Genomic DNA, 13,048 nt, shown 5'->3' on the forward strand with positions numbered 1-13,048 from the left:
CCCTTCTCAATTATTATAAAATTTGTAATTGATAACGATTATCACTCAGGAGGATACGTACATATGAAATGGAAAAGTTTACTGACGCTATTATTCATTTCTTCCATACTCTTGCTCGCTGCCTGCGGCAACAATGAAGAGAAGGAAGACTCTTCAGGCGGCAAGGAAGACAGCTATAAAGTCGAGCATGCCATGGGGACTGCAACCGTCAAAGGAACTCCGAAACGGGTCGTGATCTTGACGAATGAAGGAACCGAAGCCCTTCTCGCTCTTGGTGTGAAGCCGGTAGGAGCCGTTCAATCATGGACCGGTGACCCTTGGTATGATCATATCGCCGATGATATGAAGGATGTTGAAGTCGTCGGGACCGAAAGCGAACTGAATCTCGAAGCCATCGTCAAGCTCAAGCCGGATCTCATCATCGGGAACAAGATGAGACAGGAAGAGCAATATAACCAATTGAAGGAGATCGCTCCGACCGTCATGGCCGAGACCCTTCGAGGCAACTGGAAAGAAAACTTTGAGCTATACTCTAAAGCCGTGAATAAAGAAGAAGAGGGCAAGAAGGTCATCGCCGATTATGATCAGCGTGTGGAAGACTTGAAAGGGGAGCTGGGCGATCAGCTGAAGAAAGAAGTGTCCATGGTGCGCTTCATCTCTGGCGATGTCCGCATCTATCATAAGGACTCCTTCTCCGGTGTGATCCTCGACCAGCTCGGATTCGCACGTCCTGAATCACAGGAAGTCGATGACCTCGCCGAGCAAGGCGTGACGAAGGAACGGATCCCTGCCATGGATGGGGACGTCCTCTTCTACTTCACTTACGAAACCGGGGACGGCGAAGCCAACAAACTGGCTGAAGACTGGCTGAACGACCCCCTCTTCAAAAACCTGAACGTCTCAAAAGAAGACCAGGTGTATGAAGTGAGCGATGCCATCTGGAATACAGCAGGCGGCGTGCTTGCAGCGAACAAGATGCTGGATGATATTGAAAAGATTTTCCTCTAAAAACAGTGAATTCCTGCCCAGAAGGCTCCAGGCCTTTTGGGCTTTTTTTGCGTTCCTTCCTGTCTTGAACCATTCATTCATATTTCTTCTAAGTTCGGAAACACTACTCTTTAGACAAACATCGATAAGAGGGATCAACATGTTTCCATTTTTCAATTCTAAAAAAAAGAAAAAACCGGATTCGAAAAACAAAAAAGAAACCTTTGAAACCGTAGCAAAGATTGCCGGGAAGTCTGCGGATTTCAAGGAATCCCACTACCGGAATCCGTTCACTGGTAAAGATTTCAGCCTGTATTTCGTGACGACCATGATCGATCCGAAGATTCTTCAGGAAGACGTCCTTCCTTCCTTGTTATCCAAGGAATTCCATTCCATTGATGATCTCGTCACCTTGGTCCCGATCCTCGATATTCAGATTTCGAAAAAAGAAGAAGACATCGAGCAGAAATTGTATAACGGCTACACCCTTCTGAAAATGAAGGGCAGTCACAAATTCGCCTTCATCGCCACGAAAAATGAAATGGGACGGGAAGTGTCGCAACCTGAGGTCGAGTTCAGTGTCGTCGGACCGAAGGAAGCGTTCGTGGAGAATCTGAGTGATAACATCAACCTTGTGAGGAGAAGACTCCCTATCAAAGAGTTGGTGGTCGATGAAATGAACGTAGGTTCCATGACCCACACACGGGTGGCCATGATTTATCTTGATGGGCTGGCTGACGTAGCAAATGTGGAGATTGTGAAGAAACGACTGCAGGCAATCGACTTCGATCAAATCATGGATAGCTCCTTTATCGAGCAGATCATTGCAGACAACAACTATTCTCCCTTCCCCCAGCTCCTTGATTCCGAACGTCCTGACCGTGTGGCGTCAGTGCTTTCTGAAGGGAAAATCGGCATCATGGTCGATGGTTCCCCGCAAGTATTGATCGGCCCCACAACCTTGGTTGAATTTTTCAATGCCTATGAGGATTACTTCCTTAACTTCTCTATAGCCTCATTCTTCAGGCTGATCCGCGTCTTTGCCGTTGCGTTCTCGGTTCTGATCACTCCCATCTATGTGGCTGCACTCACTTATCATTATGAGCTGATTCCAAAAGACCTGACGGCCACTCTCGTCACATCAAGACAGGAAGTGCCTCTTCCGCCGATCCTAGAGGCGCTTTTCCTCGAACTAACCATCGAACTCCTCCGGGAAGCAGGGGCTCGGCTCCCGACCAAGGTTGGGCAGACCATTGGTATCGTAGGCGGTATCGTGATCGGGACAGCATCCGTAGAGGCGGGGATCACGAGTAACGTCCTGCTCATACTTGTTGCCCTTGCCGCACTGGCATCCTTTACTACGCCCGTATACCGGATGAGCAATACAATCAGGATCCTACGATTCCCTTTTCTACTATTTGCACAACTGTGGGGACTGCTCGGAATCGTATTCTGCTTCTGCCTCCTGATGGGACACCTCCTTCAGTTAACATCCATGGGCAGACCGATCCTTGCGCCGATTTATCCTCCAAGGCTAAAGGATTTAAGGGATTCCTTGATCAGATTTCCGTTCAGCACCCAGACAGAGCGCCCTCAATTCTTACGAACACAAAAGCCCTTCCGTTTCCGTGAAACGGAAGGAAGCAAAAAGAAGAAGGATATAGACGAGTGATTTCAGGAGGTGATACCGCATGCAGCCCGTACCGGAGAATCGAAAAATATCGCCTGGCCTAGTCTTCTTCCTTGTCCACTCGATTCAGGTGGGGACAGGAGTGCTTGGTTTTCAGCGAATCATTTCCATGCATGCGGGATATGATGGATGGATGTCGGTCATCCTTGCCGGGATGCTGACCCATGTCATCATGTTCTTGATGTACAAAATGCTGGGTACGGTGAAGGGTGATTTGGTGTCGATCCACACCTACGTGTTCGGTAAATGGATCGGTCACTTCTTTTCATTTCTTTACGCCCTGTATTTCAGCTTGCTGGTGATTACGATCATCCGCTCCTATGTAGAAGTCGTGCAGGTTTGGATGTATCCGCGCCTCAGCACCTTCCTGTTCTCCCTGTTCTTCCTATTGCTTGCATACTACATTATAAGCGGGGGTGTCAGGACGATAGCAGGGGTATCCTATCTCGGCACTCTGCTTCCAAGCTATCTGGTTCTGACCTTCGTGTTCACCTTTAAATATGCTGACTTCAGGAACCTACTCCCGGTGTTTGATCACAGCGTAATGGATATCCTCCTGTCGACGAGGGATATGTCATTAACCTATCTTGGTTACGAATCGATCCTGATGCTCTACCCATTCATAAAGGACCCTGAACGATCCCAGAAGTTCGCGCAGTGGGGACTGTTTTTGACTACGTCCATCTATACCGTCATCGCTATCATTTCCTTCGGATTCTTTGCACCTGCCCAGCTTGATAAGACCATCTGGGCAACCTTATCCATGTGGAAAATTGTCGAGATGCCGTTTGTGGAAAGATTTGAATATATCGGCATTGCGAACTGGTGCCTGATCATCCTGCCCAATGTGTGCATCACCCTTTGGTGTGCAAGCAGAGTGGTCAAACGGATGACCCCCATCAAGCACCGCCATACACTGATCCTTATAGCAGTCCTGTGCCTATGTGCCCTTACATTCATTGATAAACGTGATCAGGTCAATGTATTGAACACCATTTCGGGACAAACCGGGTTTTATTTCAACTTTCTCTATATCCCGCTGCTTTTTGTATTAGTGTATATCGCGAAGAAGGTGAAAAAACAATGAAGCGTCATGTCCTTCTGATTTTTATGGCAAGCGTGCTCCTTTCCGGATGCGTAGAAAAAGAGATTCTGGATGACCTCTATCTCGAAACCGGTAAAGCCTACGATTATGTATCGGAAAATCGGATCCGGGGCACAGCCGTCTTCCCGATCTATATGCCCGACAAGAGCATCGAGAACGGCTTCTTATCTGAGGAAGCTTCCTCCACACAAGAAGTCATCGAAAAGATCGAGCGGCGTGCGCAGCAGCCCCTTGTGCGCGGTGCCCTGGATGTCGTACTGATAGGGGAGAAACTGAGTGAAAAAGGGATCATCGACATCGCTGACTCCCTTCAGCGCGATGCGAGTGTCGGAGCGCGCGTTTTCCTGATTATCACGGAGGGGGATGCGAGCGATGTGATCCAGGGTACATATGGGAATCGCGGGAACGGGATCTATATCTACAATCTTATTGAACACAATATTTCCAAAAGAGAGTTGCCTGAGACAAATCTCCATATGTTCCTTTACGATTATTATCAAAAGGGGCAATCCTCTTATCTGCCTATCATTAAGAAGACACCTGATAACAACGTGGCCATAACTGGAATCGCCCTTCTAAGCTACGATAAGGTTGTAGGAAAAATTCCCGATGAAGACATGTTCTTCTTCAAGATCATGGTCGACAGGATCGCTGAAGGCAGTCATGTCATCAAGATGGGCAAGAATCCGAAAAAACCCGAGAAAAATATTGAAGCGTCCGTCACCAGCCTTCACTCTAAACAGAAGATCATCATGAATCGGAAGGCAGATCCCGTGAAAGTGGACGTGGAGATCAGCATCAGAGGCATCATCAAAGAATATACGGGGGATACCCTCGGTGCCAAACAGATGGCGGAAGTTGAGAACCGGATGAAGGCGGATATCGAGAATAAGTGCAATGCCATGGTAAAATCATTCCAGGAGCTTGGGATCGATCCATTGGGGATCGGGCAATATCAAAAGCACGGGGTCCGCGGATTCGATCTCAAAGAATGGAAAAAAGAGGTCTATCCGAAAGCCGACATCAAGGTGAAAGCCAAGGTGAAAATCCTTGAAGCCGGTACAGTCGAGTAGAACCGATTTACAATCTCTCATTATCCGGTATAATAAATGGGCATAAGGGGGTAATACATCATGCAATCCATTAAAAACGAAGAAACCTTTTATGAATTCATCAACTCTGGTGATCCGGTCATCGTTAAGTTTCATGCGGACTGGTGCCCTGACTGCCGCCGGATGGATATGTTCATCGACGACATCATGGCTGAGTACAATCAGTTCAAGTGGTACGATGTGAATAAGGACGAGCTTCCGGCACTGGCTGAAAAATACGACGTCATGGGGATTCCAAGCCTGCTTGTTTATAAGGATGGCGAGAAGATCGCCCATCTTCACAGTGCAAATGCCAAAACACCAGAGCAAGTAACCGAATTCCTCGGCAGCTTATAAATGCTCAACGGCCGGTCAGGTCCCATGTGGATCTGGCCGGCTTTTTTCGTCCTCGGGTCCCGAATAAGTTTTCTGTATGCGGAAATCCTACTTATGAATCTAAATTTATCAAGGAGGATTTGATCATGACCAGATCACCGAATGAGGGAAGCAAGAATCAAAATTCACCAAAGCGCGGAACAACTGAATTCGCCAAAGAAATCACAAGTGGCGATAACAGCAAGGGAAATAAACATAATAAAGATCAGCAGAATAAAACAAATAAGGACCATTGATTTAATCCGTATTGAAAAGACCGCATCCTTTACCACGGATGCGGTCTTTTCAATCGGTCTCATCATCATTGTCTGATTAACGGAAGCGTACAGCATCTGAAAGATCCACCAGATTTGATGATTTCAGACAGATCCACTTCCTTTACGGTAAACCCTTCAGCTGCAATGCGTCGGTTCAACTCTTTATTCTGTGGAAGGCTGATGATCTTGCCGTCCCCGATGGAAAGGACATTGGGTCCCATCCTGAACTGCTCTTCTTCAGAAACCGTGATGACGTTGTAATGCTTCCTGATTTCTTCATAATCGGATTCAGTGAATGCCGGCGGATAAACGAGGGCCCATTCACTTGATATGATCGTGAACACACAGTCGAGGTGGAGGATGCCTTCTTTCAGAGGCAGCGTATGGACCTTGAGATCCGGCAGCTGTTTCCTCAAATGCTGAGCCGCGAGGTCATTCGTGCGTCCGCTGATGCCTACCCAGACATGCTCCCCGTCAACAAGGACATCCCCACCCTCAATGGAATGCCGCAGTTCGTGATACGGAATATCCTCCTCGTCAAGCCATTTTTTCAACGTGATGACTTCATTCTGACGAATCTCCGTGTTCATGGCGGAAACGAAGAACCGGTTATGGATGGAGATTCCGATATCCCTAGTGAACACCTGCTCGTTCAGTTCTTTGGAAGGATCGAGATGGATGACCTCGGAACCGTTGCTTTCAAGGACCCTGACGAACTCACGGTGCTGCCTGACGGCTTTCTCCGTATCGATATTCTCTTTCAGGAAATGCTTTTGGGTTTCATTGATGATTTCTTCTATGTGCATGTACTCTGGTGAAACGACCACCACTTTTTTTAGTGGATCATATTCATTCGGGCAATGGATGGCATCCCCCATCACCGGGAAATGTAAACTCATAGTGACACCCCTTCAATAAAGATTCTCTGTCTGAACCTTTTCCCTTTTAGTATGAATCCAAAACGTCTAATTAAACCAATGGATCCTTTCAGCCCAGCATATCTCAATGGACTTTCCATATAAAGGAGTTGAGCAGGGTGTCTGACAAAGCGTTCGTTATTGCACCAACCGGTCCCGGTCTTTCCAAAATGCATTCCGGATGACGACCTTCTGGATCTTACCCGATGCAGTCTTTGGCAGCTCATCCGTGAAGGTGATCCCTTTAGGTGCCTTGAAGTGCGCCATCCTGTCCCGGCAGAAATCGATCAATTCTTCTTCCGTGACGTCCACCCCTCCCCTCACCACGACCACTGCATGGGGGACTTCCCCCCACCGCTCATGGGGTACGGCGACGACCGCAGCTTCCAACACACCCGGATGCTCATAAAGCATCCCCTCCACCTCAATAGAAGAGATGTTTTCCCCTCCACTGATGATGACATCCTTCTTACGGTCAACGATATCAATGTAGCCGTCGGCATCCACCGTCGCCATATCTCCCGTGTGGAGCCACCCATCCCGGATCGCAGCAGAGGTTGCATCCGGATTCTTAAAGTACCCTTCCATCACCGTGTTGGTCCGGGTGACAATCTCTCCTGTCGTCAACCCGTCATGAGGAACCTCCCTTCCGCGTTCATCCACAACCTTCACGCGGGATCCAATCATGGCATAACCGGCTTTCGCCTTCAACCGGTATTGGTCCTCCCGTTCGATTTCCTTTCCGGCTGAGCGGATCACTGAGGTGGTGATGAGGGGAGCGATTTCGGTCATTCCGTATACTTGGACGAACTCCCATCCAAGGTCCTCCTCCACTTTCCTCACAAAAGCAGGAGGAGGGGCAGAACCAGCAATGATAACCCTTACATTTTGGTTCAGGGTGGGATTCGATGCTTCGAACTCATCGAATATCATCGTAAGGACCGTCGGTGCCATATGCATGACCGTTACCTTGTGCTCGTTAAGAAGCCGGAAGATGTTTTTCGGGTCCACCTTCCTCAGCATCACCTGTGTGGCACCATTTGCCGTATAGTAGAAAGGCGAGCCCCAGCCGTTCACATGGAACATGGGGAGGACATGCAAAAGCGTATCCCTGTCGGATACACGTAAATGGTGCATGGCAGACATGGCGTGCAAGAAGTTGGTACGGTGCGTCAACAGGACGCCCTTCGGATCTCCAGTCGTTCCGCTCGTGTACAGAAGGGAGGCAATATCCGTCTCCTCAAGCGGCTCCCGATTGAAAGGGTCCCCTCCGAAAGAAGCAATCCATTCTTCATAATTGGCATACTCCCCCCTATACTCTCCATGTACCACTACCTTCTCCAGTGTAGGCACCCCATCAAGGATCGGCTCGACCAAATGAAGGAGCTCGCGATCAACAAGAAGCACCCTGCTTTCACTGTGAGTGAGGATGAACCGGTATTCTTCCGGTTTCAGACGGGTATTCAACGGAGTCATGATGCCGCCGACACTGAATACACCGTAAAACCCTTCAAGCATTTCCACCGAATTCGGAGCGAGGTATGCAACCTTATCCCCTTTCTCCACACCGGCGTTCTTCAATCCCCGTGCCAGACGATTCACCCGTCGATTCAAATCACTATAAGTAAACGTTCTTTCCTCATCGATGACCGCGACCTTATCACCGTACAATTCAACAGCCCTGTCCAAAAAATCCGTTAAAACCAATGGTACATGCATGAACTCCACCCCTTCATTTGTCCTTGATTCATTTATAAGGTAATTTTTGTGAATTTTCAATCATTTAGTTCCATAATAAAGGACCAGTGTCTCCCTTTTAAACAGGCGGCCGATTACATTTGTTTCTCCCTGGAATAAAAAAACGGAGGCAGTGGCCCCCGTTCACATTATCGACTTCTTCTTTGATCCGTGCTTCTCTTTCGCTCACCACCACGGCGGGATGAACCAGACCCTTGAGATTTCCCCGCTCTCGGTCTTTCCTTCGAGCGGTTCCCCCTGTTGCGGTCCCTGCTTTCGCGGATGTTCTTTTCCCTGCGATCTTTGGTGGACTCCCCACCTGACACCTTTGGAGTCGGCTGGGATAACGCTACTTCCACGATCCTGCGCGGAAGATTCAATCCCAGTCCTTTTTCAATCGTCTGGAGATCCTGCTTGTCCTTAAGCGCCACGAATGTGATGGCAAGGCCGTCTTTCCCCGCCCTTCCCGTACGACCGATCCGGTGGATGTAGCTTTCCACATCCTGAGGAATATCGTAATTGAAGACATGGGTGACGCCATCGATATCGAGACCTCGGGCGGCTACGTCGGTTGCGATCAGGTACTGGAGCTTCACTTCCCTGAACCGTTTCATCACGCCTTCACGTTTAGCCTGGGAAAGGTCTCCGTGGAGTTCGTCCACGAGGAAGCCACGTGCCTTGAGCTCTCCGTAAAGCTTTGATACCCTTCTTTTCGTCCTGCAGAAGATGATGCCAAGGAATGGTTGCTCTTCTTTGATCACCTTGGAGAGGGCATCGAGCTTTTTCCTGTCTGTTGTCTCGACGACTTCCTGACGGATCTCTTCGACGATCCGCTCCTTTGTCCTGATCTCCACATTGCTTGGGGACTTCATGTAGCGCTTCCCGATCTTGCGGATATCCTTGGACATGGTTGCCGAGAATAAAGCCGTCTGTCTTGTGAATGGCGTCTCCCTGATGATGGATTCCACTTCATCAAAGAATCCGATATGAAGCATCTGATCTGCTTCATCGAGTACAAGGAACGAGACATCGATGAATTCGATCGTTCCCCTCCGAACGTGATCAAGGATCCGCCCAGGAGTCCCGATCACCACATGGATGGCTTGATTTTTCAGCCTGTGGATCTGCTTTTCAACATCCTGACCACCATATACGGCGAGGACATTGATGTCTTCCTCGGTTGCAGCAAGAAGCTGCTTCAACTCTGCTGTGACTTGGATCGCCAATTCGCGCGTCGGAGTCACGATCAGTGATTGGATCGTGTCCTTGTTACTATCTATGGAATGAAGCATCGGAAGCAGGAAGGCCAAGGTCTTCCCTGTCCCCGTCTGGGCTTGCCCGATGACGTCCTTTCCTGCCATGAGCAAGGGGATCGTCTCTTTCTGGATCGGGGTCGGCTCCGTGATGGACTGCCCTTCCAATGCCTGGATATACTGTTGATCAATGCCTAACTCTTTAAACTCATTCATACTGTCACCTCTTGGTCCATTATACATGGAACGAACCAAGATACATAGGCTCTATGCTATAATGGGACAATCGAAAACAGAAATGAGGATGAAACATGCTGACGTTTGAACAAAAATGCACGATCATAGAAGGGTTCGAGGAGCTGACCCGCAAGGACGTATCCCTCGGCCGGGTGAACTATCACTTCGAAGACAGCCTGTACGAAAAAACGACCGTCGTTTATCACCTTCACCCGAATGGGAACGGCTTCGTCTATACAGGCAATCTTCCGGGTTATTCGCCAAATGCCAAAGGACTTGTGAATGTAAGGGACTTTGATGAAGAGCAATTACGCACAATCATCGCAGATTCAATCTCCTTCCTAAGTACGGAAGAAGAAATCCTTCCGCCTGAAGAACAGACCTGGATCGACGCAGAGGGACACACCCTCTTGCTCACTGAAGAAGATGATCGCTGGAATATTTATTCAGGGGAAAATCTCGAAGACAGTTTCGGCGGATATGAAGACGCTGCCCATTATCTCCGGGAAGAAGGCTTCAAGCGCCGGAAGTAAGAAAAGAAAGTGACACCTACCAAAGTGTGTTGACATACTAAATATACTATCGCCTATTTCACAAAAGGAGTGACTTCGATTGAAGATTTTGACTTTGCTAGGTAGTACGAGAAAAAATGGGAATTCAGAAACCCTTGCCCGTAAAGCAGTGGAAGGGACCGATCACACCATCGTCACCCTGGCAGACCTTACCATTGAAGCCATCACCGACCTCAGGCACACGCCTGAAGGATTCTCACCGGTGGATGATGATTACGAAAAACTCGTCACCCTCATGGAAGAGCATGATGTCCTATTATTCGCCACCCCTCTGTATTGGTACGGAATGAGCGGACCGATGAAGGACTTCTTCGATCGCTGGAGCCAGTATCTTCGCGATGACCGTTTCAACCTGAAGGAAGAACTGAAGAAAAAGAAAGCCTACGTTATCATCACAGGTGGTACCAGCGCCAAAGTGAAGGGGCTCCCCCTTGTACAGCAATTCAATTACATTTGCGAATTCGTAAACATGGAATTTGTCGACTATATCATAGGTGCCGGTGTCAAACCGGGCGAAATCCTGAATGATGAAGCATCCCTTCTTAAAGCAGCACGCTGGAATGAAGCATTCAAGTAACCGATATAAACACCATTTCAAAAAGCCAGGCATGGTCAATGCCTGGCTTTTTACGTTGTGCTCCACGTTTACAAAAGAATAAGCCATGGGAACCCGGTTATACTACTACTAATTCAGTTGAAGAGGTGGAGACAGCATGGACTTTCCGACGATCCATACGAATTTCTGGGATGCCGTCACGGCCATTCCCATCATCATCGTCCTGACCCAGTTGATCAAGATCACCATCAAACCACGCCCATTCTGGGTACCGACGATTGCCACCATCCTCGGACTTCTCCTCTCAATATTCGTCAGCCACAAAGGTCATCTTGCCACCGGGATCTTCATGGGCTTCTTTTATGGATATGCAGCCATCGGCAGCTTCGCATCCATGAAGACGTCTTTCCTGACTTACAGGGGGATGAAGGAAACAGCCGAATAACCTTATTCCTGATGCCGCAGCTTCTTCAAGATCGTTGATAGCGTGCCATCAAGCTGCATCAATTCCTCAGGGTTCATATCCAGGTTCTCAAGAAGGCGGGTCGGCACACATTCAGCTTTTTCCCTCATGTTTTCCCCTTCCTGTGTGAGGGTAATACATACACTACGTTCATCTTCAACAGAACGCCGGCGTTCCACCAACCCGTTCGCCTCCATCCTTTTCAGCATCGGAGTCAGCGTACCGGAATCAAGGAAAAGATGTGTCCCGAGCTCTTTGACGGTCACCGTCCCCTTCTCCCAAAGAACCAGCATGGCCAGATACTGAGGATATGTGAGGCCGATCTCATCCAAAAGTTCTCTATATAATTTCGTAATCTCCCGCTCGGCAGAGTAGATTTTAAAACAGATTTGATTTTCAAGAAGCAATAATTCCTTCATGGATTTCATGTCCTTTCTTATTAGAACTCATTATCGATATCATACAGAATAAAAACAAAATCATCAAATTTAATTGCACACAATTAAATTGTTGACAACTCAAACAAACGGATGTATCATAGGTTTTGTAGTAATTAATTGTGCACAACCTAATTAAAATAAAAAACCTCAAGGAGTGAATGAACATGGAAGCATTATACACAGCAAAATCAACAGCAGATGGCGGACGTACTGGTAAGGTGGTAAGCAGCGACGGATTGATCGATTTCGATTTGGCGATGCCTAAGTCTCTCGGCGGATCTGGAGACATTGATTCCACCAACCCGGAACAATTATTCTCAGCGGGTTACGCAGCATGTTTCGATAGCGCCCTCAACATGGTCGCACGCCAAGAACGCAAAAAAATCGACTCGCGCGTAACAGCAGAAGTCTCTATCGGTAAAGACACCGACGGCGGCTTCAAACTGGCAGTCGTCCTGACAGCTGCCATCAACGGCGTTGACGAAAGCGAAGCAAAAGACCTGATCGAAAAAGCCCACCAAGCTTGCCCTTACTCCAAAGCAACACGCGGCAACATCGACGTGGAATTGAAAACAGAAAGCTTCTGATTCATACCAAGCACATAAGAACCCGAGCCGATTCTCGTTATGAGATTCGGCTCGGGTTTTCTTTTTATACGATTTGATTGACTCCAAGCAAAGAAAGAAGGGCCACCTTCCTTTCTTATTCCGTGTATGAAGGATGTTGCGGCCGACTCCTGCGGTGGATCAGAGCCAAGGTTGAGACCCCGGAGGCTCCAGCCGAAGCGGCTCAGGCTACCTCCCCGCCGGAAAGCAGCCGCCGAAGCGTAATGGAACGGTCTTAATACTACTACTATCTACCTCAACAGCACAAAATCAATCATGATTTGTAAGGAAACAGTAACTTTCCCTTTCTGCAATGAAGTGGTGGCGGCTGACTCCTGCGTGAATCAGAGGCAAGGTTGAGACCCCGGAGGCGTCAACCGAAACGGCTCAGGCTACCTCCCCGCCGGAAAGCAGCCGCCGCAGCGAAATGGAACGGTCTTAGTATTACTACTCCCCACTTCAACAGCAAGAAATTAACTCGATTGTGAATGAAGCAACAACTTCCCTTCAACCACTGAAGAGTGCAATGAAGCGGAGGCGGCTGACTCCTGCGTGGATCAGAGGCAAGATTGAGACCCTGGAGGCGCCAGCCGAAGCGGCTCAAATGCCTCCCCGCCGGAAAGCAGCCGCCGCAGCGAAATGGAACGGTCTTAGTATTACTACTCCCCACTTCAACAGCAAGAAATTAACTCGATTGTGAATGAAGCAACAACTTCCCTTCAACCACTGAAGAGTGCAATGA

General features: G+C 48.5%; 15 protein-coding genes. 11 read left to right on the plus strand and 4 right to left on the minus strand.

From position 1 onward, the window contains the following. Window positions 1-63: 63 nt before the first annotated feature. The 6 genes from D5E69_RS17885 (at window position 64) to D5E69_RS23420 (ending at window position 5,505) form a co-directional block, all read left to right on the plus strand. On the plus strand, window positions 64-1,008 hold the full coding sequence (locus D5E69_RS17885; protein WP_063190427.1) for an ABC transporter substrate-binding protein: 945 nt from the start codon (window positions 64-66) through the stop codon (window positions 1,006-1,008). A 139-nt stretch (window positions 1,009-1,147) separates the two neighbouring features. Continuing rightward, window positions 1,148-2,659 (plus strand): spore germination protein, encoded by a 1,512-nt coding sequence (locus D5E69_RS17890; protein WP_082139393.1) that lies wholly within the window; start codon window positions 1,148-1,150, stop codon window positions 2,657-2,659. Window positions 2,660-2,678: 19 nt separating this feature from the next. Next, the gene (locus tag D5E69_RS17895) at window positions 2,679-3,764 is read left to right on the plus strand and encodes a GerAB/ArcD/ProY family transporter (protein WP_159129974.1); all 1,086 of its coding nucleotides are present in this window, start codon (window positions 2,679-2,681) and stop codon (window positions 3,762-3,764) included. Continuing rightward, window positions 3,761-4,855 carry a Ger(x)C family spore germination protein gene (locus D5E69_RS17900; RefSeq protein WP_159129975.1) on the plus strand — a complete coding sequence of 365 codons (1,095 nt, stop codon included), beginning with the start codon at window positions 3,761-3,763 and terminating at the stop codon, window positions 4,853-4,855. The genes D5E69_RS17895 and D5E69_RS17900 overlap by 4 nt, the downstream gene beginning before the upstream one ends. A 60-nt stretch (window positions 4,856-4,915) precedes the next feature. Then, a complete protein-coding gene (locus tag D5E69_RS17905; RefSeq protein WP_159129976.1) occupies window positions 4,916-5,230 on the plus strand; it encodes a thioredoxin family protein in 315 nt (104 codons plus the stop codon). 125 nt (window positions 5,231-5,355) lie between these two features. After that, complete coding sequence (locus D5E69_RS23420) at window positions 5,356-5,505, plus strand: hypothetical protein (protein ID WP_187427141.1); 150 nt, start codon at window positions 5,356-5,358, stop codon at window positions 5,503-5,505. A gap of 65 nt (window positions 5,506-5,570) precedes the next feature. On the opposite strand, the gene D5E69_RS17910 is transcribed toward D5E69_RS23420, so the two are convergent. From D5E69_RS17910 to D5E69_RS17920, 3 genes are all read right to left on the minus strand, one after another. Beyond that, a complete protein-coding gene (locus D5E69_RS17910) occupies window positions 5,571-6,425 on the minus strand; it encodes a dimethylarginine dimethylaminohydrolase family protein (RefSeq protein WP_048007082.1) in 855 nt (284 codons plus the stop codon). 156 nt (window positions 6,426-6,581) lie between these two features. Further along, window positions 6,582-8,162 carry a long-chain-fatty-acid--CoA ligase gene (locus tag D5E69_RS17915; RefSeq protein ID WP_048007083.1) on the minus strand — a complete coding sequence of 527 codons (1,581 nt, stop codon included), beginning with the start codon at window positions 8,160-8,162 and terminating at the stop codon, window positions 6,582-6,584. Between the two features lie 167 nt (window positions 8,163-8,329). Then, complete coding sequence (locus D5E69_RS17920; protein WP_159129977.1) at window positions 8,330-9,649, minus strand: DEAD/DEAH box helicase; 1,320 nt, start codon at window positions 9,647-9,649, stop codon at window positions 8,330-8,332. Between the two features lie 95 nt (window positions 9,650-9,744). Here D5E69_RS17920 and D5E69_RS17925 point away from each other — a divergent pair, with 95 nt between their 5' ends. The 3 genes from D5E69_RS17925 to D5E69_RS17935 all read left to right on the plus strand — a co-directional run bounded on the left by D5E69_RS17925 (window position 9,745) and on the right by D5E69_RS17935 (window position 11,243). Continuing rightward, on the plus strand, window positions 9,745-10,203 hold the full coding sequence (locus D5E69_RS17925; RefSeq protein ID WP_048007085.1) for a hypothetical protein: 459 nt from the start codon (window positions 9,745-9,747) through the stop codon (window positions 10,201-10,203). Window positions 10,204-10,282: 79 nt separating this feature from the next. After that, window positions 10,283-10,819 carry a flavodoxin family protein gene (locus D5E69_RS17930; protein ID WP_048007086.1) on the plus strand — a complete coding sequence of 179 codons (537 nt, stop codon included), beginning with the start codon at window positions 10,283-10,285 and terminating at the stop codon, window positions 10,817-10,819. A 136-nt stretch (window positions 10,820-10,955) separates the two neighbouring features. Continuing rightward, window positions 10,956-11,243: a hypothetical protein gene (locus D5E69_RS17935; RefSeq protein WP_048007087.1), complete on the plus strand. Its 288-nt coding sequence runs from the start codon at window positions 10,956-10,958 to the stop codon at window positions 11,241-11,243. A gap of 2 nt (window positions 11,244-11,245) precedes the next feature. On the opposite strand, the gene D5E69_RS17940 is transcribed toward D5E69_RS17935, so the two are convergent. After that, window positions 11,246-11,680 carry a MarR family winged helix-turn-helix transcriptional regulator gene (locus tag D5E69_RS17940; protein ID WP_053071946.1) on the minus strand — a complete coding sequence of 145 codons (435 nt, stop codon included), beginning with the start codon at window positions 11,678-11,680 and terminating at the stop codon, window positions 11,246-11,248. A 185-nt stretch (window positions 11,681-11,865) separates the two neighbouring features. Between D5E69_RS17940 and D5E69_RS17945 the strand changes: the two genes are divergently transcribed. Then, window positions 11,866-12,288 (plus strand): organic hydroperoxide resistance protein, encoded by a 423-nt coding sequence (locus D5E69_RS17945; protein ID WP_048007089.1) that lies wholly within the window; start codon window positions 11,866-11,868, stop codon window positions 12,286-12,288. Window positions 12,289-12,790: 502 nt separating this feature from the next. Further along, window positions 12,791-13,006, plus strand: a complete 216-nt coding sequence (locus D5E69_RS17950) for a hypothetical protein (protein ID WP_159129978.1) — start codon at window positions 12,791-12,793, stop codon at window positions 13,004-13,006. Window positions 13,007-13,048: the final 42 nt, after the last annotated feature.

It is taken from the genome of Rossellomorea marisflavi (assembly GCF_009806575.1).
Taxonomy (GTDB): Bacteria; Bacillota; Bacilli; order Bacillales; family Bacillaceae_B; genus Rossellomorea; species Rossellomorea marisflavi_A.